The 22,517-nt window shown below is 55.9% G+C and carries 27 protein-coding genes; 25 read left to right on the top strand and 2 right to left on the bottom strand.

Annotation, left to right across the window (positions count from 1 at the left end; translation table 11 throughout):
• Positions 1 to 52: 52 nt before the first annotated feature.
• The 17 genes from MNODULE_RS07805 (at position 53) to MNODULE_RS07725 (ending at position 11,983) form a co-directional block, all read left to right on the top strand.
• Entirely contained in the window at positions 53 to 556 is a 504-nt protein-coding gene (locus tag MNODULE_RS07805; RefSeq protein WP_168058866.1) for a hypothetical protein, read from the top strand.
• Positions 553 to 966: a hypothetical protein gene (locus tag MNODULE_RS07800; RefSeq protein ID WP_168058865.1), complete on the top strand. Its 414-nt coding sequence runs from the start codon at positions 553 to 555 to the stop codon at positions 964 to 966. The genes MNODULE_RS07805 and MNODULE_RS07800 overlap by 4 nt, the downstream gene beginning before the upstream one ends.
• A 254-nt stretch (positions 967 to 1,220) precedes the next feature.
• Positions 1,221 to 2,360 (top strand): restriction endonuclease, encoded by a 1,140-nt coding sequence (locus tag MNODULE_RS07795; RefSeq protein WP_168058864.1) that lies wholly within the window; start codon positions 1,221 to 1,223, stop codon positions 2,358 to 2,360.
• Between the two features lies 1 nt (position 2,361).
• Positions 2,362 to 3,027 (top strand): hypothetical protein, encoded by a 666-nt coding sequence (locus tag MNODULE_RS07790; protein WP_168058863.1) that lies wholly within the window; start codon positions 2,362 to 2,364, stop codon positions 3,025 to 3,027.
• Between the two features lie 160 nt (positions 3,028 to 3,187).
• Positions 3,188 to 3,388: a hypothetical protein gene (locus tag MNODULE_RS07785; RefSeq protein WP_168058862.1), complete on the top strand. Its 201-nt coding sequence runs from the start codon at positions 3,188 to 3,190 to the stop codon at positions 3,386 to 3,388.
• A 202-nt stretch (positions 3,389 to 3,590) separates the two neighbouring features.
• Positions 3,591 to 4,550, top strand: coding sequence for a YcxB family protein (locus MNODULE_RS07780; protein ID WP_168058861.1), 960 nt, complete (start codon positions 3,591 to 3,593; stop codon positions 4,548 to 4,550).
• 39 nt (positions 4,551 to 4,589) lie between these two features.
• Complete coding sequence (locus MNODULE_RS07775) at positions 4,590 to 4,922, top strand: hypothetical protein (RefSeq protein ID WP_168058860.1); 333 nt, start codon at positions 4,590 to 4,592, stop codon at positions 4,920 to 4,922.
• Between the two features lie 360 nt (positions 4,923 to 5,282).
• Positions 5,283 to 5,543 (top strand): DUF4160 domain-containing protein, encoded by a 261-nt coding sequence (locus tag MNODULE_RS07770; RefSeq protein ID WP_168058859.1) that lies wholly within the window; start codon positions 5,283 to 5,285, stop codon positions 5,541 to 5,543.
• A complete protein-coding gene (locus tag MNODULE_RS07765; RefSeq protein ID WP_202882141.1) occupies positions 5,489 to 5,836 on the top strand; it encodes a DUF2442 domain-containing protein in 348 nt (115 codons plus the stop codon). Before MNODULE_RS07770 ends, MNODULE_RS07765 begins: the two co-directional genes overlap by 55 nt.
• The gene (locus tag MNODULE_RS25420; RefSeq protein WP_168058858.1) at positions 5,811 to 5,984 is read left to right on the top strand and encodes a type II toxin-antitoxin system HicB family antitoxin; all 174 of its coding nucleotides are present in this window, start codon (positions 5,811 to 5,813) and stop codon (positions 5,982 to 5,984) included. Before MNODULE_RS07765 ends, MNODULE_RS25420 begins: the two co-directional genes overlap by 26 nt.
• Positions 5,985 to 6,263: 279 nt before the next feature.
• Positions 6,264 to 6,848, top strand: coding sequence for a lambda-exonuclease family protein (locus tag MNODULE_RS07755; protein WP_168058857.1), 585 nt, complete (start codon positions 6,264 to 6,266; stop codon positions 6,846 to 6,848).
• Positions 6,849 to 6,975: 127 nt separating this feature from the next.
• Complete coding sequence (locus MNODULE_RS07750; RefSeq protein WP_168058856.1) at positions 6,976 to 7,422, top strand: DUF1801 domain-containing protein; 447 nt, start codon at positions 6,976 to 6,978, stop codon at positions 7,420 to 7,422.
• 150 nt (positions 7,423 to 7,572) lie between these two features.
• Positions 7,573 to 7,809, top strand: a complete 237-nt coding sequence (locus tag MNODULE_RS07745; RefSeq protein ID WP_202882139.1) for a hypothetical protein — start codon at positions 7,573 to 7,575, stop codon at positions 7,807 to 7,809.
• Between the two features lie 315 nt (positions 7,810 to 8,124).
• Entirely contained in the window at positions 8,125 to 8,646 is a 522-nt protein-coding gene (locus MNODULE_RS07740; protein WP_168058855.1) for a hypothetical protein, read from the top strand.
• A gap of 30 nt (positions 8,647 to 8,676) precedes the next feature.
• A complete protein-coding gene (locus tag MNODULE_RS07735; RefSeq protein WP_168058854.1) occupies positions 8,677 to 9,219 on the top strand; it encodes a DUF4123 domain-containing protein in 543 nt (180 codons plus the stop codon).
• A gap of 14 nt (positions 9,220 to 9,233) precedes the next feature.
• Positions 9,234 to 10,010, top strand: coding sequence for a hypothetical protein (locus tag MNODULE_RS07730; protein ID WP_168058853.1), 777 nt, complete (start codon positions 9,234 to 9,236; stop codon positions 10,008 to 10,010).
• 11 nt (positions 10,011 to 10,021) lie between these two features.
• Entirely contained in the window at positions 10,022 to 11,983 is a 1,962-nt protein-coding gene (locus tag MNODULE_RS07725) for a hypothetical protein (RefSeq protein WP_168058852.1), read from the top strand.
• Here the strand turns inward: MNODULE_RS07725 and MNODULE_RS07720 are convergent.
• Together MNODULE_RS07720 and MNODULE_RS07715 are read right to left on the bottom strand one after the other, a co-directional pair.
• On the bottom strand, positions 11,980 to 13,098 hold the full coding sequence (locus tag MNODULE_RS07720; protein ID WP_168058851.1) for a DUF362 domain-containing protein: 1,119 nt from the start codon (positions 13,096 to 13,098) through the stop codon (positions 11,980 to 11,982). The genes MNODULE_RS07725 and MNODULE_RS07720 overlap by 4 nt on opposite strands.
• 51 nt (positions 13,099 to 13,149) lie before the next feature.
• Positions 13,150 to 14,064 carry a tellurite resistance TerB family protein gene (locus tag MNODULE_RS07715; RefSeq protein WP_168058850.1) on the bottom strand — a complete coding sequence of 305 codons (915 nt, stop codon included), beginning with the start codon at positions 14,062 to 14,064 and terminating at the stop codon, positions 13,150 to 13,152.
• A gap of 291 nt (positions 14,065 to 14,355) precedes the next feature.
• On the opposite strand from MNODULE_RS07715, the gene MNODULE_RS07710 reads away from it, so the two are divergent.
• The 8 genes from MNODULE_RS07710 (at position 14,356) to dtd (ending at position 22,467) form a co-directional block, all read left to right on the top strand.
• Positions 14,356 to 15,156, top strand: coding sequence for an alpha/beta hydrolase (locus MNODULE_RS07710; RefSeq protein WP_168058849.1), 801 nt, complete (start codon positions 14,356 to 14,358; stop codon positions 15,154 to 15,156).
• A gap of 71 nt (positions 15,157 to 15,227) precedes the next feature.
• Positions 15,228 to 16,088, top strand: coding sequence for an alpha/beta fold hydrolase (locus MNODULE_RS07705; RefSeq protein WP_168058848.1), 861 nt, complete (start codon positions 15,228 to 15,230; stop codon positions 16,086 to 16,088).
• A 405-nt stretch (positions 16,089 to 16,493) separates the two neighbouring features.
• Positions 16,494 to 17,015: a hypothetical protein gene (locus MNODULE_RS07700; RefSeq protein ID WP_168058847.1), complete on the top strand. Its 522-nt coding sequence runs from the start codon at positions 16,494 to 16,496 to the stop codon at positions 17,013 to 17,015.
• A 174-nt stretch (positions 17,016 to 17,189) separates the two neighbouring features.
• Positions 17,190 to 18,023: a hypothetical protein gene (locus MNODULE_RS07695; protein WP_168058846.1), complete on the top strand. Its 834-nt coding sequence runs from the start codon at positions 17,190 to 17,192 to the stop codon at positions 18,021 to 18,023.
• 442 nt (positions 18,024 to 18,465) lie between these two features.
• Complete coding sequence (locus MNODULE_RS07690; RefSeq protein ID WP_168058845.1) at positions 18,466 to 18,990, top strand: hypothetical protein; 525 nt, start codon at positions 18,466 to 18,468, stop codon at positions 18,988 to 18,990.
• A gap of 83 nt (positions 18,991 to 19,073) precedes the next feature.
• Positions 19,074 to 20,621, top strand: coding sequence for an eCIS core domain-containing protein (locus tag MNODULE_RS07685; RefSeq protein WP_202882138.1), 1,548 nt, complete (start codon positions 19,074 to 19,076; stop codon positions 20,619 to 20,621).
• A 183-nt stretch (positions 20,622 to 20,804) separates the two neighbouring features.
• Entirely contained in the window at positions 20,805 to 21,977 is a 1,173-nt protein-coding gene (locus MNODULE_RS07680) for a hypothetical protein (protein ID WP_168058844.1), read from the top strand.
• 52 nt (positions 21,978 to 22,029) lie between these two features.
• Positions 22,030 to 22,467, top strand: coding sequence for a D-aminoacyl-tRNA deacylase (dtd, locus tag MNODULE_RS07675; protein WP_168058843.1), 438 nt, complete (start codon positions 22,030 to 22,032; stop codon positions 22,465 to 22,467).
• The last annotated feature ends 50 nt before the right edge of the window (positions 22,468 to 22,517 follow it).

The raw sequence follows: 22,517 nt of genomic DNA, 5'->3' as shown, positions 1-22,517 counted from the left end.
CCTGAGCAGTATAGCCATCCAACTCTGATACTGGAAAATTGACGGGGAGAGTATGAACGAAATACCAGAACCGACTGAGACTGGTTCTGCAGGAACTCAACAGCCAGGCATCGAAACGGCAGTCTCCGCCGCTCAAGAAAGCCCACTGGATGGATTACCGATAGCCCGCGCCGTCGAGGGTTTGGCTGCAACCCGTTCTCGAAGCATGGGAGGAGAAGTCGCAGCTAATCTTATTGCCGGATCATTTAGCCAACTCTCATACGATCTTCAAGAAACAAAGCAGGAGCTACGGAGTACTCGCCAAGAATTAGAACGGACAAGAGAAGAGCTATCCGACTATAAAACCAAAGCTGCCGTATTAGAGGAACGCGTTTCTACTTCCTTTAAAGGTAGACACCTTAGAAATTTGAGCATCACCGTAGGAACTTTCATCATTTACCTTGGTATCGAATTATATCGGAATAATATAGACAAATACCCTTATATCCTCGGAGGACTTGGAGCACTCTTGGTTTTGCTCGGTTGGTTCTCAAAGGAAGGAGGACCCGACAAGTGATCGTTAATGACCTTTACGAGCTGACAATTGTCGGGGTTTATGATCGCGGCGTACCGAACCAAGAGCGAATCGTTATTCGTGCCAATCAATCTGTCAACTTGGGGCAATATGGTGTGATGCTTGGCATTCGCGCCGCCGGGAATTCCGCATTTCCAATTCGAGATAACCTACTGTGGTTCGGTGACGCATTGATCAACACCGGTGATTGGATTTTTATTTATACTGGGATAGGAGAAGCGAAGGTAACCACTCTGCCTAATTCACAGGAGCGTTTGTACTCGATCCATTGGGGGCGGGATAAGACTATCCTACACCATCCAGATTTAGTTCCAATTCTCTTTAGAGTGGATGCTGTTCAGGTTCCGTATGAGCTGCCAGCGCTCCCGCAAAAACCAAAAATGAAAGTTTAATAATCAATTCACGTTCGAAAGTGGGTCGGGATCACATCTTTACTTTTGACATTTCGCTTTTTAAGTTGAGCGAGGTAGCGTGGCGCAATCATCGAGGATTGTTATCCGGATACCCTCAATCACGTGACTCGCAAGGCAACGAGTAAAAGCAAAGGGAGCTGGAAATATTTTTGAAAGTCAAAAGTAAAGATGCGACCCCGGCAACCCCTTAAGCGATCCACTCAAAACCTAGCTCGGCTCCGCGACCTCACGAAATGAAAAAGAAAAAAAATAAAAATGTCTCAAATCAAAAAGGCCGAATCGTAGAAGAAATCGTTAGTTTATTACATGAGCAACCGGGAATATCGGTTGAGCGTAATGTATGGTTACCGACATCAGACGGTAAAGATAAACGTGAGATCGATGTACTTATCTCTGGAACAATCGCAGGCTATCCAGTACGTCTTGCCATAGAGTGTAAGAATTATGGACGGAGAATTGAAAAGACAGATATTGATGCATTTATAGGCAAACTATTTGATTTGTCGTTTCCATCGCAATATGGAATATTTGTAAGCACGTCAAAATATACAAAAGGCGCAATTAAACGCGCCGACCACGCAGGCATAAGGGTACTTTCACTGAATGGCTTAACTAAAGATCGTTTAAAGGAAGCCATTTATAATGCGCTTCAATCTGTAGTTTATTTGCTTCCAGTTATCGCCCGTCTGGCAATCTTTAACGAAGTGCCAACTATGACAGCTGAAGATTTCATGAAATTTACAGACGAGTCAGGGCAAAGCTTTATTCTCGTTGATCTGCTTTGGCAAAACTGGTGCAGTGGTAAATACCCGAAAGATGTAGGCGAACATGAAATTCAGGTCGATATCCCGGTTGGATTTACACAAACTTTAAATGGGAGAAGACTTAATCGACCTACTATCGCTTTAACTCTTCATGTATATGCTGTAGTAGTCGAGATTCCAGGCATTGCAAAACAACTCGAACTACATAACTCTTCGACATCGAACATTGAGAAAATCAATATCAAATTGTCATTTGAAACTCCCAATGGTCCACTCCCTCTTCATATATTCAAAACAGAGGATAGTTTAAAGACATTTATGGAATCTAGATCGGAAAAATATAAGCTAACAGTTGGAAGAATCATGATTCCAAGGATTCTTACACCAGGATTAGTTTTTTGGCCTCCTTCTCAAAAGTGGGTCGACAACCTGAACAACTTAATTCGCGAGAAGGGAAACGACTTCAATTCTGAGAAGATTGACCTCTCTTCACTCCAAGGAAATGATTTACTCGGCGCAGCTTATGATGCAATATGGCAGGGACACCCAGCAGCGCGTCAAAAAAGTGATCATTCCGCTACAGACAAAAACAACACTGGTGTAACCTAACATGGGAAAAAATAAACCAGATAAAGAAGTGACTAATATAGACGTCGAGGAGATCAAAAGCCAGTCTGTGGATATTCTCGCGAACTTGGGTGAAGTTGCAATCGACTCTTTCTTAAAGGAGGGCCCCATAAAGGACATTCCGATTATTGGTACTATGGTTAATGTCATGCGGAGTGGCAAAGCAATAAAGGATTTTATCTTTATGAAAAAATTAGAGGAGTTCGTCTTTAATGGCCCAAATATTAACTCTGAAAAGGGCCAGCAATTCCGTGAGAAGATGGAACGAGATCCCGATTTTGCAAAACGCACTGCAACTCACCTTATAGTCATTTTGGATCGCATCGATGAGTTAGAAAAAATACCAATATTTGCAAAAATATTTGGCTCATATATTAATGGAATTATCGATCAAGAACAAATGAGACGTTTTGCTTCTGTAATTAATCGTACTCTGCTGGCGGATATAATTGCTCTAAAAAATCTAAAAATAAATCAACAACCTTTAACTCGAGAGAACTTTTATGGACTTGAAGGTGTAGGGTTAGCTTCGGTTTATCACAGTATTACACGTCCTCTTGAAGCAGAAGACGTCCATGGAGAAATTGGAGAATTACACTTTGTTATTAACCCAACTGCCGTCCAGCTTATCAAGATCGTCTTCGAATAACATCGATATTGTTTTTACTCGATTGTGTAGATAACCACTTGTTAGGACCTTGATCTAAATAGCTTAAAGATCTCAAAGGATCTTACTTTGGGATCGCGGGGATTCGCAAGATCCCGCCGTTGAGCCGAAACAGTAATTCGGCTTGGAAAGATCCAGATCCGTGAAGCCCTTCGCGTTCGACATCGCTCTCCTTTTTCTTTTCGGCCTCCTCGTCCTCGTTCTGCGCTACACCGGGGGAAAAGGGTTCGGGGTGATCTCCGGAGAAGAGCAGAAGCGGGTGGTTCACTGGGCAAGGCTCCTCGTGCTGATCGCTTTTGCAACCGCCTTTTTGATCTTCTTCATTCTCAATAACCGCGACTGATGCGCCGGAATCTCCGGCGTGATCCCTTCCCCTGCAGCCGTCATGGATATTTCCGTCCAAGATCCTCTTCCCAATCGATAAGCATTCATCACCTCAACTCCGCATTTTTCATCTCCAGATGCTATACTTTCCCTACGGAAGCAATACCGCTGTCGGTTTCGTATCGAGGATGAATCCAGGCCGGCGAACCGGATCGAATGACATGGAAAACAGAATCCAGCTATCCTTCCAGTGGACAGAAGAAGAACTCGGACGGGCCGTCCTGCAACAATATACATTCGGCTATCGGAGATATCAGGGGTTAATATTTCTATTTTCACTAATCGCCAGCTTCATCTTTTTCTTCGTTGTTGCTCTCATAGAGATCGAATCCACCTCTAACATGCTATTTAACTTTTCGCTTCTATTCATCGTCGCCTGGTCGGCCATTCAATTAAGTCCGACTTTTCAAGCGAAAAAGCTCAGACGACATCAGAAACATCTTATTGGAATGAATATCGTATGGACCATTTCCGAAGAAGGGTTATCTTTTGAGGACACGACAGGTAATAAGAGCCATTTCCAATGGAGCGCTTTTGTAAAGATAGTCAAAACGTCAGGCGGCTTTTTGTTTTTTCAAACGCCGGCCCTTTACCAATGGCTACCTCTATACGCATTCCCATCCAGGGAAGATATCGATCGATTGATCGAAATGTCCCGAAGGAAAACAGAAAAATATATCGAATTCTCGCCCTCTCCTAATCCCAATATAATTGCTGGCTTTATTATCGCTCCACTCATCGTTCCATTTATTTCTGTTTTATTCACCGTATTCTGGCTTGGCTATCCTCTTGCGTTAGCCGGGCCCTTGTTTATACAAGGATACATGTTAACCGGCCCCCTCTCTTATGGTTTCAGCCTGCTGCTTGGACTCCCTTTTTTCTTGTTCCTTCGAAAATCACGCCGCCTTGAACTCAAGACAATTCTTGCCGGAGGAGCGGCCATTGGAATGGTGCCGCCCCTCCTTTTTTTCGGATGGTCCTTTTATCGAGGAGCCGTTAACAGCCAATCTTTCATTCCATTTACTTATTGGCTCTCCGTATTGGCGCTTTCCGGAATGGCGGCTGCGGCTTTATTTTGGTTTATTGTCGTAAAGATGAATGTAGTCGATCAGTCGCACTGAATTGATCGATTCACTTGCTGTACTCGTTTCGGTAGAGCGATGGAAACAACAATCTGGCAACTGCGATTTGATGTCGCCTGGGTTCACCTCCTTCGCTGGATGATCGATCCGGCAGGACAGCGCGACCTCAATCCGGAATTCCATCTCTACCTTGCAGACCGCTACGCGCGGCTGGCCCAACACTACGACCGTGTCGGCAATCGTAAGAAAAGAACGCGCTTCGAAGAAAAGGCAAAGCACCATTATCGTCTCGGCGGAGGCGGAAACCTACCACCGGCCGTTGCAATGCGCGCTTCGATACCCCAACCTCCAACCTTCACGAAGGCCATCGGGCAACCACCTGAATCGGATGGCCCGGATGATGCGGCTTAAAAATAAAGTTTATAAATGGGGCGGGTAAGAGAAAAGGGACGGATTTATTTATCACACCGGGAGAATAGGGTTCGGGGTGATCTCCGGAGAAGAGGAGAAGCGGGCGGTTCACTGGGCAAGGCTTCTTGTACTGCTCGCCTTTGCATCCGCCTTTCTGACCTTCTTCATCCTCAATAACCGCGAATGACGCGCCGAGGCTGGTGCCGCAGTAAAACTCGTGGCGACTTTTCTTTCTTCATTATTATCATTGATCCTGATCGATACCCCAGTCACACCTGGTAATAATTGCAAAATTCCTCAAAGAAGGGTAAATTTCTATCCAAAGCGGAATAACTTGATCGCAACGATGAGCCCCTAACAATGCCTGAAATCGCCAGATTTTTTGGAATTATCATCAGAATGTTTTACAATGAACATAACCCACCGCATTTTCATGCTGAGTACCAGGGGAACAAAGCGGTTTTTGATTTTCATGGCAATATTATGAAAGGTGATTTGAATTCCAGAACAGCAACGAAACTGATAAGAGAATGGATCGATCTTCACGTGAATGAACTTGAAGAAGATTGGGCATTGGCAAAAGCGGGCAAGGAAATAAAGAAAATCGCCCCTTTGGATTGAGGTCAGTAATGTGGAATATGAATGATGTGAAGCAAATCAAATATAAAGAGAAGTTTATCTATCATATTGTTTTCGATGACGGTAAAAGCGGAGATATCGACTTCTCGGAATATATCGGCAAGGGTCCTATTTTCGAGCCGCTGAAAGATATCGGCTTTTTCAAACAAGCGACGATTGAAGGAGGAACAATCGTTTGGCCGAATGGCGCCGACATCGCCCCGGAAACACTATATGAAAAGATCGCGAATGGAAAAGATCCTTATCAGCATGCGTCGGATAAAAATAATAATTGAAGAACATCCGAACGCCTATGTCGCTTACTCCACAGGGCTCAAAGGAGTTGCTGTCGGAGAGGGAGCCACATATGAAGCGGCGCTTGCAGACGTAAAATCGGCCATTCGGTTTCACTTTGAAAGCTTCGGAGAAGAAACGACCGGTTAGCGTTTGCAAAAGGCTTTTCGATGTACAACGAATTTACTGCAATCGTCGAGCAAGATGGTGAGTGGCACATCGCCTCTTCTCCCGAGATTCCGGGAGCGAACGGTCAAGGGCAAACAAAGGATGACATTCTTCTGCAAAGAAAGGCAACTACCTAAGAAAGAAGCCGCTTTAGAAAGTAGTCATAGGAAAAAAGGGTGGGTAAGAGTACAATGAAGGGCAGTGGCCGAGCCATCAGCCCAAACGTACTCTCACCCATTTTGTTTTTAGAGGAGCCGCTGCATGCCGTATGTGACCATCCACCTTCAACAAGGGACCCCGGAGTGGCTGGAATGGCGCCGCCAGGGAATCGGGGCCTCCGATGCACCGACGATCATGGGGGAGAATCCCTGGAAGAGCGCCGACGACCTGCTGCAGGAAAAATGCAGCGTGGAAACTTCCATCCCCAATGCGGCGATGGCGAGAGGGAACGCGCTGGAGCCGGAGGCGAGAAAACGCTATGAGACCAAGGTGGGGGTCGCCTTCATGCCGGCCTGCCTGCAAAGCGTGAAAGAGGAGTGGCTGCGGGCCAGCGTCGACGGCGTGGCGGCGAACGGAACGGCGGTGGTGGAGATCAAATGCGGAGAGAGCGTCTATCGCAAGGTGGCGGCCACGGGGGATGTCCCCGGTTACTACTATGGCCAATTGCAGCACATCCTCGCCGTCATCCCCCTTGAATCGATCGACTTCTACTGCTATCTGCCGGGGCGGCCGGAGCTTCACCTTAAGGTGGCGCGAAACGAGCGGTACATCGGCCGTCTCCTGGAGACCGAGCACCTCTTCTGGCAGAAGTTATTAAAAATCAGACAAGAAGCGGTGCAACGATAAGGGTTAGGACAATAAATGACAGCGACGACAACGGCAAAGAAAGCTCATCGCCCCTGCCGAGGGTCGGGGCGTTGCGTCGATGGAAATGGAATCACCCTCAATGAGAATTTGATAGGAGTGGGCAAGAATGGTTTCAAGTCAGGCAAAAACGATAGAAGAATATCTCAGTGAACTTCCGGCGGACCGCCGGGCGATTGTAATGAAAGTCAAAAGCGTCATCCTGGAAGCGCTTCCCGAGGGTTATGAAGAAGTGATGAACTGGGGAATGATTGCTTATCAGGTTCCGCTGGAGCGTTATCCCAAAACCTACAACGGACAGCCCCTTCTCTATGCCGGCATCGCGGCGCAGAAAGGGTACTACTCCCTCTACCTGACCAACATCTTTCAGGACGCCAAGCTGGGGGCGAAGCTGCGGGCCGCCTATAAACTCTCCCGAAAAAACCTCGACATGGGAAAGTCGTGCATCCGCTTCATGCGGATCGAGAACCTGCCGCTGGAAGTGATCGGCGAAATCGTCGCGAGTGTGTCGGTGGAAAAGTTCTTGGAAACCTACGAAAAAGCGCGCGACCGCTAATAACCGGCCTCCCCTTTGTTTGGGGCGCGGGGCGAAACCCCATTTCCTGAAATGTAAGCCAGACCCTTGTTGTCCAAATGATGGGGGGCTTAAAGTAGGCAGAAAAGGAACAGTAGGATCATAAGAGAATTTCTCAGGCAAGGAGACCCCATGAAAAACATCCTCCCATTTGCGAAAACGAGCGGTTTGACGAAAATCGATCTCACCTTTCCGGAGATCGGACTGATCAGCGGAACACGCGCCCTCATCGGCGCGGGGGCGGCCTTGTTGCTCGCCGATCGATTCAACCTGAACCAGCGGAAGGCGATCGGATGGACCCTCCTCCTGGTCGGCGCGGCCACCACCATTCCCCTGCTGATGAACGTCTTAAGCAAGCGGCAACCTTGATCGCGCGTTCTCCCCTGTCGTAGGGGCGTATGGCCATACGCCCCTACAGACGACGCGGGAAATGAAAAATCCTCCCTTGACAAAGAAAGAAGAGTGGTCTAAGTTAACGCGACTTCTTTGAGCCGGAACGGGATCTCATCGGACCGCTCGGTCCTTTTCCTGAACGGGATACCGAACAAACAAATTTCATCTCGATTACTGAAACACTTCCAGTTGTGAGAGGCGTCATCCAAGGATGGACAACCGCTTTTCCAATACCGATCTCCCTTCAGCGCTCGAACATAAACCGGCCCTCCTGAAAACCGGGGTCCGCCGATGAAGACCCTCCTCCACGACGGGCAACGGATGATCGAGCTGCGCCGGCGGCAGGACTGCAGCGCGTCGGACAGCGTGATGAACTTCGGCAGCCCCGACCTAGCCCTTCTTTTTCTTCGAAAATGCAAAAGCGACCCCGGCAGCATGGCCTTGTTGCGCCGGTTCGTCGCGTACCATTCCGATCAGGCCGGCCTGAAAAGAATGAGCGATCATCAGGTGCTCCAGCTCCTGGCGCGGAGCATCTCCGACCGACAGGTCAAAGTCGTTCTGCACAAAGGGAGCGCCCCCCTCAAGGGGGGCGCGGCGCAGCCGTCCATTCCGAAACCGGAGCCGCCGCAGCCGAAGGGATCGGCCGCGCGGCCCGCCCCGCCGGAGCCGATCAAACCGGTCGCCGCCCCTCCTCCGATCGAGGAAGCGGTGTTCGCGTCGGTGGATGCCGCGGCGCAGGCCGCGACCCTGAAGTCGGCCGCGCAGTCGGGCGCGCCGTTTTGCGAAGAGTGCGCGAAGACGCGATCGGCCTGACAGGGGTGACCCTCCCGGAGAAAGATTTCGATGCTCGGAATATCGTCTGAAGAGAAGGTGGACCGGCTCTGGAAAACGGTCGCGCCGGGCCGGCATGAGCGGATCTTCGCCCTGCTGGATGCGGCCCGCCACGACAGCATCTTCCCGGCGGTGATGGGGGCCGACTGCCTGATCGCCTGTCTTTATCGGGATGTCCCCGACGCGCTGGTCCGGGTCGCCCCCTACCTGGTGGAGATTCAACCGAAGAGCGCCTTCGCCGATTGGCTCTTCCGGCGGTGGGGCGATCACTGGGGGATTCTTCTCGCCACCCGGGCCCGATTAGACGAGCTCTACCGCCATTTCCGCCGGTTCCTGATCGTCAAAGATCCCGCCGGGCGAAGACTCTATTTCCGCTACTACGATCCGCGGGTCCTCCGGACTTATCTCCCCACCTGCAACGCGGCGGAATTGGAAACCCTCTTCGGGCCGGTCGAGCATTACCTTGTTGAGGACGAGAACGGTTCCGGCCTGCTTCGCTTCTCGCGCGATCAGGGGGCGCTGAAAACAGAAAGAACCCCCCTTCTCCCAGGATAATTACGGAGAAAGCGATGTTGACGATTCGCAAAGAGCAGATGGACGTTTTGAGCGCATCGATGCGGCCCGGTTTGATCGATCCGCTCGCCGCGCATCTGCGCGACCATTTCCCCGGCCAGTGCGAGATTCTCGGCGACGTCCCGCTTCGCAAAACCGTCGCACTGGGGCTGGAGAACGCCGCCGGGTACGGCTTGCTCTCCGAACGGGACGTCTTTCTTTACCTGAGCGTCATGTTCATGCTCGGGAGCTTCTTCGATGCCGACCTTCAGTTCCCTTGGGCCGGCCCGATCCTGAATCGGAACAACTTTCCGGACGGCTACACGAAAGTCCAGGCGCTGTATGACGCCGCGATGGATTATCTGGACCGGACGGTCGGCGAAAACGAGGAAGAGCACCTCAAGGTTCTCCTCCGGGTAAGAAGGCTCGATCCCGACGGCGCGGCGGAGCGGGTCGGACCCGATTTCACGCCGGGAATGATCGGACTGTTCCGGGAGATCCATCCGAGGAAGGCCGCGCATCTCGGAAACGACCTTCTCGAAAAGTTGATCGCCGCCGGCGCCGAATCGGCCTCGAAATATGGAATCACCGGGGAGAGAGGCCGAAAGGTCACCCTGCTTCACATGTTTCTTATCGGGAGCGGCTTCGACAGAGACCCGCAGTTTCCCTGGGCCGAAACGATCCTCAACGACGCGACCCTCTCCGGAGAGGATGAAAAAGCAGACCGCCTCTATCGGGCGGCGATGGATCATTTAAACCGGTCATTGGAATTTTCGGAAATTTCGGAATTATAAGGAAGCGATCGATGTGTTTTCCAAAAACACAAAACCAGCCGGCCGCCCGACCCGCCCCCCCGCAAGGGGGAATTCCCCCTCAGGCGCGGAATCGGCCGGCGCCCCCGCCTGCCCGGCGAAGACTCCCCGACGCCGCGCAGCAGATGAACGGCGCGCCGCCGCACCGGGCCCCCTGCCAACAACAGCAGCAGCGGTTCCGGGTCCGCGTCCGGTTCCACCAGAACCACGGACACCCGATCGGCGGGGCGAACGTGGTGATCGACAACGCGCCGGCGGTCCAGACCAACGCGCAGGGGCTGACCGATTGGAAAGTGAAAGCAGGCGACGGCCGCCACCGGATCCGCGTCACCGCTCCCGCCCCGAACAACGGCCTCTACGTCGAATGCCGATGCCAGCCCTGCACACAGGGAACCCCGCTCCGCTACTGGCCCTGGAACGATCAGGAATATATCGCCGGGCAGATCAACGGGGCCGACCAAACGGTCGACGTTTATGTCGATCAGGTCGTCCGGGTCAAGGTGGGATATCCCGACGAGGATTCGGTCCCCGGTCCGAACACGGTCGACCGGACCTGGGTGATCTTCTACCTCCCCGAAACGAAGGGGGGGGCCCGGAACCAAGGCTCCGGTTTCTGGAGCTGGCTGGGGATGACGACGAACCGGGGGACCGTCGACTACTTCGGAACGGACCCGGCGGGGGCCGCCGTCCAGCAAGGGGGCGCCTTTGATTTCGTCCTCGGCGCGAAGGGGGCCGGCTGGCACTATGCGCGGGTGGTCGGCGGCGGGGCGGGACCGGCGCGGGTGTCGGTCCGGCTTGTCGAGGAGGCCTACGCCCGGGAAGAGCCGGCGTACAATGCGGCGCCGCTCATCCCCTGGACCTTTTACTTCTGGCCGACCGGCACCGGCGCAAACACCACCTCCCTCCAGCCCCGAGCCGACCGCGACGTCTTCTCCCCCCTCTGGGCGTTCGACGTCTGGGCGGGGCGCGACCCGACGGCGGCGAACAGCGCCTTCGGGTGGGAATCGAACCCGGCCAACGCCCACCACGACACCGAAGGGGACTGGTCGGGCCATTGCAACCAGGCCGCCACCGCGACGATCATCTTCAAGGAGCCGCCGGCGAATATCGACTGGCGGTGGGAGGACGCCGCCCGCGGAAACCGCCGGCTTTCGCTCGACAGCGAAGGGCTGAAAGTCCTCGCCACCGAGTTCGCCGGGCACCGGGTCCGGACCGAGACCCTCTTCACCATCTTCCCGGCGATGATTCCGGAGGGGGCCGGGCCGGGGGAGCAGGCGAAGCTGATCCGGGAGCTGAATGGCCTGATCCCCGACCGGGTTCCGCGGAAGTTTCCCGAGCGGGGAACTTACGCGGCGCGGATCTTCAGCGCGATGCAGACCGAGCTCGGCGAAAACGGCCAGCCGCTCCTCACCGACGTCCGCGCGCCGGCAGGGGGCGGGGCGGCGGCGATGAACCAGGTCTGGAACCAGGCGATCTACCTCTACCGCGCCTATTACAGGGAACATCCCCAGGCGCTGCAGACCGACTCGGAAGAGCGCCGGGCGCAGGACATGCAAGTCACGCTCACCGTCTTCTGGAATGAAGATTACCAGCCGACCTATGGGCCCGGCAAGGCGACGGCGGCGGTGGACGACCGCGGGGGCGGGGTCTTCACCGTCACCCCGCGCGACATCGACGGCCGCGGCTTGTCCCTCTGGCGGAAGATGCTGCTCCGATTGCAGTTCAGCAGCGGCGGGCGGTTGAACGCGGCCGATGCGCGCAACAACATCGAGACCTCCACCGGTCTGAACAACTCCCCGTTTTACCTGCTCCGATATTTGCAGCGGATCACCCAGGTCACCGCCAACACCGTTTCGACCGACGGGAACCCCTTCGTCGACGACACCCTCTTCAACCTGGAAGAGCCGGCGGGAACCCAGGTCGTGGAACTTCGCCGGCGATACCCGATCACCTAAGGAGACGGGGGTTTGTCCTTTCCGGGCCCCTCGGCGAGAGCCGATTCGATCTTCGCGATCAATGCCGAGAAAACCGCCTCGTCCCCTTCGAGCCGCTTCGCGATCATCTTCATCGACGCGGCCTCCTTCACCCCCAGCCCAATCGTCTGCGCGTAGCGGATCTGCCGCTGCGCCCAGACGCTGATCTCGCCGACCCCTTTCCAGCGGTTGAAGTGTTTAATCAATCCGAGCCCGACAACGTCGGCGGCGATCCGGTCGCCGCTGGCGAAGATCATGTTCGTCTTCTCCGCCGGCCCTTCTTGCGGGCCGCCGGCGACCATGATCGTCGTGGCATCGACGATGTTCAGGTCGGGATGGGCCGCTAAATTCATCTCCGCCACCACCTCCTCCCACCGCGCCGGATTCACCCGGTAGGGGCGGTTCCGGGGGTGGGTCACCCCGACCAGGTTTTTGAGGCAGATCGAGTAGGTCGCGCTCTGATGGGTCTTCACCACCGGGACGTTGACGAGAAGATCGGCCTCATAAACCGGCCGGGCGACATAAATCTTCCCGCTCAACTGCGCCTGCGGCGGCTTCACCTCGATCCACTCGGCGTCGTCGAAGTCGATCACCTCCGCCCCCGCCTCCCGCGCCGCCGCCTCGATCCCGGTCTCTTTCAGGTTCTTCCGGGTCGGCAGCCGGATCACCCCCGACATATCGCCGACGATCACCTTGCCGGCCCCCCCCTCGTAAAGGAGCTTCACCACGCTCCGGACGACCTCCGGGTTCGTCGTCGCCGGCGGCGGGTTGTGCGAGACGACGTTCGGTTTCACCAGAACGGTCTTCCCTTTCAGATCGAGCCGGTCTATTCCGCCGATCAGATCGACCGCCTCCCGGACCATCCGGTCGATATTCTCCCCCCCAACCACGCCGACCAACGCCTTTCCGTCCTGAACGAACCGGTTCGGTTTGGGACGCGGGACCGGCCGCAGTTCCCCGTCCGGGGAGGTGAGCGAGCGAAAGAGGTTGAACGGGTTGGCGAGGAAGATCGGAAGCAGCGCCCCGGCCATTTGGATGAACGAGCGGCGGGAAGGGGAAATGGGATCTGATTCCTCGTTCAAATTTTCTTCCTTCATTTACAATCCTTCTCACAACGCTTTTTTATTTTGATTCCTCATTCGTCATTCCTAATTGGTCTTTTTTTCGCTCTCCCGCAGATGTTTCACCTTGGCGTTGATGAAGTCCGAATGGGTCAGCCTCAATCCGTATGCGATCGCCCGGACCTCCTCCACCTCGGAATGGGTCAGATCGGTATCGACCCCGGCGATGTCGAAAAGACACTCGATCAGCTGAAAGCGCTGCGCCGGGGCGCTCTTCTCGTAAAATTCCCGGGTCAGCCGGAACCGGTCGAGGCTCCCGGCCGCCTCCCGGATGACCGACTCGATCACCGCCGTCCCTTCATTGTCGAATCCGGCGATCTCTTTCAGATGTTTTTTTAAAACGGCCATTTGGGTCTCGGTGAGCGGCTGGTGGAGCGACGCCACGTAAGCGAGCAGCCCGCCGAAGAGCGACGCATAGGTCAGCGCCTCCGGATCGGCCTCGATCGAGAGCTTATCCCGCTCCAGCTTCCGCCGCACTTTAAACAAAACCCGGTTGTTGAGAAACTCATGCAGCTCCTCGCTCCGCTTCGAGCGGCGCGCCGGTTTGAAGACCGTCTCCTGGAAAAGCCCCCGGATGCGCCCGAACAAGGCGGGAGCCGGCCCCGCTTCATTGATGATTCCGGAAAACCGCTCCAGGAAAGCCTTCTCCTCGGGGGTGGTCACGCCGTCCGCCGCCGTCATCTTTTGAAGCGCCTCGATCACCTGCTGGCGCTCCCGGGCGCCGCCGAGGTGCTGAACGAAATCGTGAATCAGCAACTCCGCCTCCTCCTGGGTGACCGGGTCTTCCATATACATCTCGATCTTGGCCCATTCGTCCCCGGTCAAATCGAACTTGAACATAAAATCCTTCAGAAAATTGAGCTCGTCGTGGCTGATCTCGCCGTCGGCCCAGGCAAGGGCGATCAGCACCCGAACCAAAGAGATTTTCTTTTCGTTTGGCATAAGGGTCTCTCTCCTTTCTCTTTAGGGTCTCTCCGGCTTTTCCGGCTGCATCTCGATCTCTCGGCAAGGTGACAATAACGATCTTTTTTCCGACTGTCAACGGCGACCCCCGCACCTTGCTTTTTTATTCTGAATCGGAAACAGCGTTATCCGCCTTACAGAAGAAATCCCTCACGGAGGGGTAAGATCAGCATTCAGGCGACCCATCTATTTGTAGGGGTTGTAGGGGCGTATTGCAATACGCCCCTACAGCGTCCCCGACACCCGGAAAGAACAAATGGAGAAAAAGAAATGCCGAGCAAAACCATTGTGCTGATCCATGGGAACTTCGTCACCCGACACTGCTGGAATGGATGGGCCGCGCGATACCAGGCCCGCGGGTATAAAACCGTCCAGATTGCCTATCCGGGAAGAGACAAGCCAGTGGAGCTCCTCAAGCAAAACCCATCCGATCCCATCCTGCAGCAGCTCACGATCGGTGAGGTGATCGACCATCACGTCCGGGTCATTCGCTCCCTCCCGGAAAAACCGATCATCATAGGCCACTCGTTCGGCGGGCTGCTGACGCAGCTGATGTTGCAGCGGGATCTGGGGGTGGCGGGCGTCGCCATCGATTCGGTCCCGCCGCAAGGGGTGCTCACCTTGAAGTGGTCCTTCCTCCGCTCTCTCTGGCCGGTGCTCAATCCATTGATCCCCGTGTCGAAGCCGTACTACATGACCTTCGAACAATTTCAATATACCTTCGTGAATACCTTGCCGCCGGCGGAGCAGCGCGCGGCGTATGACGCGCAGGTCGTCCCCGAGTCGCGCCGGCTCGCCCGCGGCGGCCTCTCAAGCGCCGCCCGCGTCGATTTCAAGCGGGCGCGCGCCCCCCTGCTGATGATCGCCGGCGAGAAGGACCACCTCATGCCTGCGGCGCTGAACCGGGCGAATTACGAGCGCTACAAAACGTCCCCCTCCATCACCGAGTTTAAAGAATTTCCGGGGAGAGACCACTACATCATCGGAGAACGGGGCTGGGAAGAGGTTGCCGATCACGCCCTCGATTGGGCGATCCGGGCGCAGGCAAGCCCCGCGGCCCGCGCCGCATAGAGAACCTTCTTCATCAATGTGACCAATCCTCATCAACGCGCATACAAACCGACACGCATAGGAGAATTCAGATGCCGTACATCACCGTCGACAGGGAAAACTCGGGCAACATCGATCTCTATTACGAAGACCACGGTTCGGGCAGGCCGGTGGTGCTGGTTCATGGCTGGCCGCTGAGCGGCGCCTCCTGGGAGAAGCAGGTGCCGGCCCTGCTCGATGCGGCCTGCCGGGTCATCACGTATGACCGCCGGGGCTTCGGAAAGTCGAGTCAGCCGACGTTCGGCTACGATTACGACACGATGGCCGAGGACCTGCACAAGCTGATCACAAAGCTCGACCTGCGCGACATCGCGTTGGTCGGCTTCTCCATGGGGGGAGGCGAGGTGGCCCGCTATCTCGGCGTCCACGGATCCGAACGGGTGAGCAAAGCGGTCTTCATGGCGGCCGTTCCACCCTATATGCTCATGACCACCGACAATCCGGATGGGATCGACGGCGGCGTCTTCGAAGGGATCAAAAAAGCGATCGTTGCCGACCGGCCGGCGCTTCTCTCCAAATTCCTCTCCGATTTCTATAACGTCGATCTCTTGAAGGGGAAAAAGGTAAGCGACGAGGCGGTCCACCTCAACTGGATCGTCGCCGCGGAGGCCTCTCCCAAAGCGACGCTCGATTGCGTTACTGCGTTTTCGTCGACCGACTTCCGAAAAGACCTGAAACGGATCGACATCCCGACGCTGGTGATCCACGGCGATGCCGACCGGATCTGCCCCTTCCCCGCCACCGGAAAGCGCATACGTGAGATTGTCAAAGGAAGCAGGCTGATCGCAGTGGAAGGAGGACCGCACGGCATCAATTGGACCCACGCGGAAGAAGTCAACCGCGGCCTGGTGAATTTTCTCGGGGAGGCGGCCCGGAAGAAGGCCGCCGCATAAAACCGAACCGGGACCATTCGATTGCCTTGATCGTCCTCGTATGACGTTTACGGAAATAATTGTAAACCGCATTACAAAAGCGTAAGATCCTATCCGACACCGGAGCGGCCGCTCCAGGCGCATTGTTGATTATTGCTCCTTCACAGGCACCCACCCTCACATGAAGAACAGGTCGGGATCGAGCTCATTCACCCTGATGGAGTGCGACGAATGCCGCAGGCGGTTCGACACGGCCGCCGGCGGCATCTGCAGCCGATGCCGGCGGCTTCTTTGCAATCGTCATCTGCACGGTTGGTTTCAGGGGTGGAGGGCTTTTAAGGCCGGCGAGACTCTTTGTGTGAATTGCCGGAAGACGGAAGGTGTTCAGAAAAACTAAATGTATCATCCTTGATCATTTCTCAAAACATGCAGCCGGAAGAAAAACGCAAATCATCCTCCTGGCCGAAACGGCTTCTTCCCCCGCTCATCCTGCTCCTCATGGGAATTCTGGTAATCGGCATCGCTCTCACTTTTATCTTCCCGACCGGCGTTCTGACCCCTTCCTCGTTCGTGGCGCTCGATTTGATCCGGGCCGATTATCAAGCGATGCTCGACGAAGCGACACGCGACTTTCCCCCGGAGACGACCGTCTATCGGGAACGGGATGAATGCTGGAAGCCGGGAAAGACCCTCTGCGTCTACGGCTGGTATACCGAATGGAGAGACGGGGTCTATCTCGCCAGTTATACGATGGCGACCCTGGAAGACGAACGAAGCGGCGTCCTGCGGGGATGGTGGTGGGAGGTCGATGTTCCCTCGGAGCAGGTCCGCCCCGTCTGGCTCTCCGAACCGCTCCAAGCATTATATCGACTCCGCCGGTCCGATCCCTTCGCAAAACAGACCCCGCCGCCTCGCCCGACCCTCCCCCCGCTGCTGAAAGCGCCATAGTCGCATCACCGGAGAGAAACGTCGCTCATGAATCGCGTCGACGCGGATCCTTCGACATGCCCCACACCAAGATGGGATAATAAGAGCCGCGCTTCCTTGACCGTTTTCGGACCCTTGGATATACTCCTCATCAGGATGATGATCGGTGATATCAACCGCGTTGAGAGGGGACCTATGCGTCGCTTTTTTTTGTTCCTGTCGCTCCTTGCATTTTATCTTTCATCCACGACTGCCTGGGCGGATCATCACACCGAGTTTGTAAAAACCTCTCCCACGGTATTCGGACCGAGCGGGCTCCTTTTCACCCAATCGGCCGATACGTTGGCGCCGGGACAAATTGAAATAGGGTTCAGCCTCGCCAACGAGCAGAGCGACCGCCCGGACCTCACGTTAAACGAATTGATGCCCACGGTCACCGTCGGCCTTCTCGACCGCCTGGAGTTGTCGGCCCGCGCGGATTATCTGTTCGTGAATGTCGTCGGAATGGAGGAACGGACCCTCCAGGACGTCGATGTTTCCCTGAAGTGGCGTTTCATTGACGAGAACAAAAAAGACAACCTCCCCGCGGCCGGACTTTCCTTCACTTATTTTAAGCCGACCGGCAAGGACGAGCTGCGGCAGTTCGGATCGTGGGGATTGAAGGCGCTGCTCGTTTCGTCTGCGGAGGCCGAACTCGGAAAACCCCATAGCATCCTCGTCGGCTTTTATTTCGACGCCGGAATCATGATCTCCGATTTCGGAAAATCATACGAGGAAAGACACACGCTGATCGACTTCGGCGCCCTCTTCCCCCTGACCGAATCAAAACAGCTGCAGCTCCTCTTAGAGGTAAACACCACCCAAAACAACGACACCCTGCTCGAAGGAGACTACACCGGCCTGACGGCCGCGCTCCGCTATGTCACTTCTCACCTCAACGTCACCGGCGGAATACAGAAACGGATCCGGAGCGAATCAGGCGTCGAAGATACGAATCGACTCGTCTTTCAGGGAAGTCTTCAGTTCTAACCCGGATGAGACTTCTCCGCCGGCCTCCAAGCAAACAAGACCCCGCCCTAAAACGATCGGAAGGCCCCCCGATTTCTATCTTTCCTTTGACAAATGCATGCCGAGGAGCGAAAATAGCCGAAACCGCGAGAAAGGCGATGCGACTCTCTCTCCCGAAACGGAATCCACGGCAAACCACCTCCAGTCCGACCCGCCCGCGTAAACCGCCACAGGCACTCACCCTCACATGAAGAACAGGTCGGGCTCGAGCTCATTCACCCTGATGGAATGCGACCAATGCCGCGGGCGATTCGACACTGCAGACGGCGGGATCTGCAGCCGATGCCGGCGGCTTCTCTGCAACCGGCATCTGCACGGCTGGTTTCAAGGGTGGAGGGCTTTTAAGGCCTGCGAGACTCTATGTGTAAATTGCCGGAAGACAGAAAGTATGCGGAAACATTAAATGTATAATCCCTGGTCATTCGTAAAATATCCTGAAAAAGAAGTGTCTCCCTCTACCGAAGAAGAGGTTATTCGAAAAATCGGCCGACTGACCTCTACGAAAACACAATTGATTATTCTGCGTGAGAACGGTTTCAAAGAAAAATTTCGACTCAACGAAATTACCTCGGTTCGCCTGCATCAAAAATCACGCGTCAAATACCCGGCTTTAGGACTCGCACTGGCGTTGATCCTGATCCTCTCCTTCGGGACTTTCGGCTATTACTTCATTCCCCGCTTGGTCGACACCCAGAATCCGATGGTCATCGGCAGCCAAGGACGGATGGCCGGAATGCTCCTCATTGCCGTCCTTGGTTTCAGCGCCGTCGGCTTTTACTTGCTTTTCACAACGACAATGGGGGGAGAATGGTGGTGGCTTGAGCTGACCGCTTCAGGGCGGACCTACGATTTTCCTCTCGCAAAGACGAAAGCAATCCAAGAACAAGACCTCCTGGCAGCACTTTCCGAGATGCACCTGCCGCTTTGACATGTCATCAAGAGGCGAATGAATCTTTACTTTGACATTCCCCCTGCCGGCAGGCGAAAATATCTCAGGATCAGAGGAAGGCGATGCGCATCTTCACACAGAAACAGAAGCAACCTCCACGGCGAACCTCCAACGACCTCCGATCGCATCATCCGTCTCAACATCCTCATTCCCTGCTCGAGTTACAACGCACCCTCGGAAACCAAGCCGCACAACGCCTGCAGACGAAACTGAACGTCGCCCCCCCGGGAGACCGACACGAACAGGAGGCCGATCGGGTCGCAGCGCAAGTGATGCGCATGCCGGAGCCGAAGAAAGCCGCTCCCTGTTCCTGCGGCGGCGAATGCGCCCCCTGCCGGACGAAACAGGCCGGACAGGCGGATCTGCAAACCCAACGGGCCGAGACGGCCGACGCCACCCAAAGCACCGTTCCCCCCATCGTCCACGAAGCTCTCCGCGCGCCGGGCCACCCGCTCGATTCAGGGACCCGCGCCTTCTTCGAGCCGCGGTTCGGCTACGACTTAAGCCCGGTGCGAGTCCACACCGACCGGCAAGCGGTCACGTCGGCCCGCGCGGTCGATGCGCTCGCCTACACCGTCGGGCGGGATGTCGTCTTCGCCGAAGGGGAATATGCGCCGCACACTTCTCAAGGAAAAAAGCTGCTGGCGCACGAGCTGACCCATGTGGTCCAGCAGGGGGGGGCCGCCTCGGCGCTTCAACGGCAAGCGGGAGGGGGAGGCGCCGCCGCGCCGGCGCCCCGTTATTCGGTCACCACATCATCCGGGTGCAACACCGCCCCTTACAACAAGGCGATCGTCGAAGCGGCGGCCCAAGCCGCCTTCAACCAAGTTCACACGAGCAACTGCGTGAAAACCAAGTCGTTGAAAGAAAACATCCTCGATGAATTCAACGGCCTGACAATCAAATGCAACCAGGGAACGGGCAACCCGTGCGGCCGGGCGAATCGCTTCTTCAGCTCCACCGTCAATCTCTACCCGGATGCGATGAACGCGATCTGCGGTCCGCTCGAATCGACCATCCTTCACGAAGTGATCCATCTGACCGAGTGGGCCCCGTTCGGGCATGGCCCGCTCGCCGCCGGGTGCGAGAAATCGTGTTTCGGCTTCGGCAGCGGAGATGCGGCCAAATGCACCTACGATGCGGGCTTCGTACCGGTGTTGAGCGTGTCGGGCGGAAAAGCATTTCCGGAGGAAGGAACCTCCGCCTCGTACGCGCGCCTCTATCTCGGTCTGGAAAAACGGGGGCCGGTCCTCAGCTTTGTTCACCCCTCTCTCGGGATCGGCGTCGGCCTGATCGGTGAAGCGACGGGAGAAACCGGAGCGGCTCCGGCCGGAACGACCATGCTCGTCTCGTTACTCGGCGGCCTTCGATTCGATCCGAGCAAGCCGGGCGGGGGCTACCTCTCCTTTTCCGGCGGTCCGGCGCTCGCCCTCGGCAGCGGCAAAGAGAAAATCGGCTACGAAGCGGGGGCGGCGCTCGGCTACCGCTGGCGCTGGCTCGATTTCTCGGTGAATGCCGGGCGGACCTATGACCCGACCCGAGAGGCCGGAATGGACCGGCTCTTCACCGTCGGCGCCACCCTCCAAATCGGACCAAGCGTGCCCCGCTGAGGGCGATCATTCGCTTGATCCTTTCAACAAGCCGGCTCTTGAAACATCCCCTTCCTTCTGATATTCTCCCGTTTCATGACGACCGCCAACCGTGGAACATCTAGGCAATATCCATCACCTGAGATGAAAAAAACCCGCCACACCGTTTCTCCACCCGTCGATTTAAGAAGGAATAGATAGCGAATGAAAAAGAAATCGAAATTAAGCAGTCCCCTCTTACACCTGGTTTTGGGCGCATTGCTCCTTTTGGTTTTAATGCTGGTGCGCGAGTTCAGATCGGGGGAGGCTCGGAAGAGACCGGCCGCTCCCTCGCCCACCGCGGCGTCCGCTCCGCTCGCCAAGCGGGCCGAGAACGCCGATCCCTTTTCTCCGGAAAGATTGGTCGATCTGGGAGAGCGGGTTCTCTTCGGGAACAACAATCCCCGCCTCGATTCGGATCAGGGCCTGCCGGTCGGCCCGGGCCAGTGCCCCTCCTGCCACAAGATTCTGCCGGAACAGCCGCCGAATCGCTTCCCGCCGTTGATCGGGGTGATGGCGCGCGCCGGCGAGCGAATCAAAGAAGAGCGCTACCAGGCGTTTGCCCGGCGGCACACCGAGGCCGGGGAGCCGAAAACGGGAATCCGGCCCCATGCGAAAACCGCGGGCGAATATGTCATCGAGTCGATTTATTGCCCCAGCTGTTATGTAGTGGAGGGACTCGGCATTCATGACTCGAACGACACCGTCAGCATGATGCCGCTCATTCCACGCCCGGATCTCGGGCTGAGCGACTATGAGATGGCGGCGGTCGTCGCCTACCTGCAGGCGGTCGAGGCGCAGGGGGATCTTTCGAAGGTGACGGCCAAAGAGGACTGGGAGAACTATTTCGGAAGGCAATTAACCCTCCCCGAAGGAGCCGACAAAAAGCCGCTGTCGGTCGCCGTTCCGCAGGACCTTTCGAAGGTCGGTCTCTCCAAAGAGCCGCCCGATGTGATCATCGAGAAGCTGGCGTGTTATGTCTGTCACAAAATCCCGACGGTCCGGATCGCGCAGGTCGGAACGATCGGTCCCGTGTTGACCCTCAAGACGACCGCCGAGAAGCGGATTCAATCTCCGGAATATCAACGCGCCTTAAGCGAGGGGAAGGTCCGGGCGACGACGCCGAAGCAATATGTGATCGAGTCGATCCTGAACCCAAGCGGGTTCATCGTTCCCGGCTTCGACGACGCCATGCCGAAGAACTTTAAAGAGCGGTTGACCTTCGGCGCGGCGGAAAACCTGGCCGAGTTCCTCCTGACCCTCGACGAGGGGGCGATGGAGAATCAGTTTCAGCCCGCTTCCGACGACGCCGGGAGCGTCTCGAAAATGAGGGACTAAGGGGAAGCCTTTTCGATCGCTTCTCTGCAGTTCATCCGAATCGACTTCATCGATGCGAATTCTCATCCAACGGGTCATCGAAGCCCAGGTCGCTGTCGATCAAGAGGTGATCGGCCGGATCGGTCCCGGCCTGGTCGTCCTCCTCGGCGTCGCGAAGGAAGACACCGCCGCGCAAGCCGTTCGTCTCGCGGAGCGGCTGCTCGCCTACCGGATCTTTGAGGATGAGGAAGGCCGGATGAACCGCTCCATCCAAGAGATCAAAGGCGCTTTCCTCGTCGTCTCGCAATTCACCCTGGTCGCCGACGTCGCCAAAGGAACCCGCCCCGGCTTCTCCACCGCCGCGCCCCCCGATCTCGCCGAAGCCCTCTACCGCACCTTTGTCGACCGCCTCGCCGCCTCCGGCCTCACCGTAGAGACCGGCCGGTTCGGCGCGCACATGGTCGTCTCGCTTCATAATGACGGGCCGGTGACGTTTTTGCTGGAGGGGTGACTTTCCGCCGATCAAGAGACCGGGTGAGATTTGAAAAGGGGAATGCGGCT

It is taken from the genome of Candidatus Manganitrophus noduliformans (genome assembly GCF_012184425.1).
Lineage (GTDB): Bacteria > Nitrospirota > Nitrospiria > SBBL01 > Manganitrophaceae > Manganitrophus > Manganitrophus noduliformans.
This window is presented reverse-complemented; position numbering and strand designations above follow the sequence as displayed.

Coding starts and splice junctions, on each gene's coding strand:
- MNODULE_RS07805 (WP_168058866.1), top strand. CDS start 53: ATGAACGAAATACCAGAACCGACTGAGACTGGTTCTGCAGGAACTCAA.
- MNODULE_RS07770 (WP_168058859.1), top strand. CDS start 5,283: ATGCCTGAAATCGCCAGATTTTTTGGAATTATCATCAGAATGTTTTAC.
- MNODULE_RS07705 (WP_168058848.1), top strand. CDS start 15,228: ATGCCGTACATCACCGTCGACAGGGAAAACTCGGGCAACATCGATCTC.
- MNODULE_RS07720 (WP_168058851.1), bottom strand. CDS start 13,098: ATGAAGGAAGAAAATTTGAACGAGGAATCAGATCCCATTTCCCCTTCC.
- MNODULE_RS07695 (WP_168058846.1), top strand. CDS start 17,190: ATGCGTCGCTTTTTTTTGTTCCTGTCGCTCCTTGCATTTTATCTTTCA.
- MNODULE_RS07730 (WP_168058853.1), top strand. CDS start 9,234: ATGTTGACGATTCGCAAAGAGCAGATGGACGTTTTGAGCGCATCGATG.
- MNODULE_RS07690 (WP_168058845.1), top strand. CDS start 18,466: ATGTATAATCCCTGGTCATTCGTAAAATATCCTGAAAAAGAAGTGTCT.
- MNODULE_RS07740 (WP_168058855.1), top strand. CDS start 8,125: ATGAAGACCCTCCTCCACGACGGGCAACGGATGATCGAGCTGCGCCGG.
- MNODULE_RS07700 (WP_168058847.1), top strand. CDS start 16,494: ATGCAGCCGGAAGAAAAACGCAAATCATCCTCCTGGCCGAAACGGCTT.
- MNODULE_RS25420 (WP_168058858.1), top strand. CDS start 5,811: ATGCGTCGGATAAAAATAATAATTGAAGAACATCCGAACGCCTATGTC.
- MNODULE_RS07780 (WP_168058861.1), top strand. CDS start 3,591: ATGGAAAACAGAATCCAGCTATCCTTCCAGTGGACAGAAGAAGAACTC.
- MNODULE_RS07735 (WP_168058854.1), top strand. CDS start 8,677: ATGCTCGGAATATCGTCTGAAGAGAAGGTGGACCGGCTCTGGAAAACG.
- MNODULE_RS07795 (WP_168058864.1), top strand. CDS start 1,221: ATGAAAAAGAAAAAAAATAAAAATGTCTCAAATCAAAAAGGCCGAATC.
- MNODULE_RS07715 (WP_168058850.1), bottom strand. CDS start 14,064: ATGCCAAACGAAAAGAAAATCTCTTTGGTTCGGGTGCTGATCGCCCTT.
- MNODULE_RS07680 (WP_168058844.1), top strand. CDS start 20,805: ATGAAAAAGAAATCGAAATTAAGCAGTCCCCTCTTACACCTGGTTTTG.
- MNODULE_RS07790 (WP_168058863.1), top strand. CDS start 2,362: ATGGGAAAAAATAAACCAGATAAAGAAGTGACTAATATAGACGTCGAG.
- MNODULE_RS07685 (WP_202882138.1), top strand. CDS start 19,074: ATGCGCATCTTCACACAGAAACAGAAGCAACCTCCACGGCGAACCTCC.
- MNODULE_RS07750 (WP_168058856.1), top strand. CDS start 6,976: ATGGTTTCAAGTCAGGCAAAAACGATAGAAGAATATCTCAGTGAACTT.
- MNODULE_RS07710 (WP_168058849.1), top strand. CDS start 14,356: ATGCCGAGCAAAACCATTGTGCTGATCCATGGGAACTTCGTCACCCGA.
- dtd (WP_168058843.1), top strand. CDS start 22,030: ATGCGAATTCTCATCCAACGGGTCATCGAAGCCCAGGTCGCTGTCGAT.
- MNODULE_RS07745 (WP_202882139.1), top strand. CDS start 7,573: ATGAAAAACATCCTCCCATTTGCGAAAACGAGCGGTTTGACGAAAATC.
- MNODULE_RS07755 (WP_168058857.1), top strand. CDS start 6,264: ATGCCGTATGTGACCATCCACCTTCAACAAGGGACCCCGGAGTGGCTG.
- MNODULE_RS07775 (WP_168058860.1), top strand. CDS start 4,590: ATGGAAACAACAATCTGGCAACTGCGATTTGATGTCGCCTGGGTTCAC.
- MNODULE_RS07725 (WP_168058852.1), top strand. CDS start 10,022: ATGTGTTTTCCAAAAACACAAAACCAGCCGGCCGCCCGACCCGCCCCC.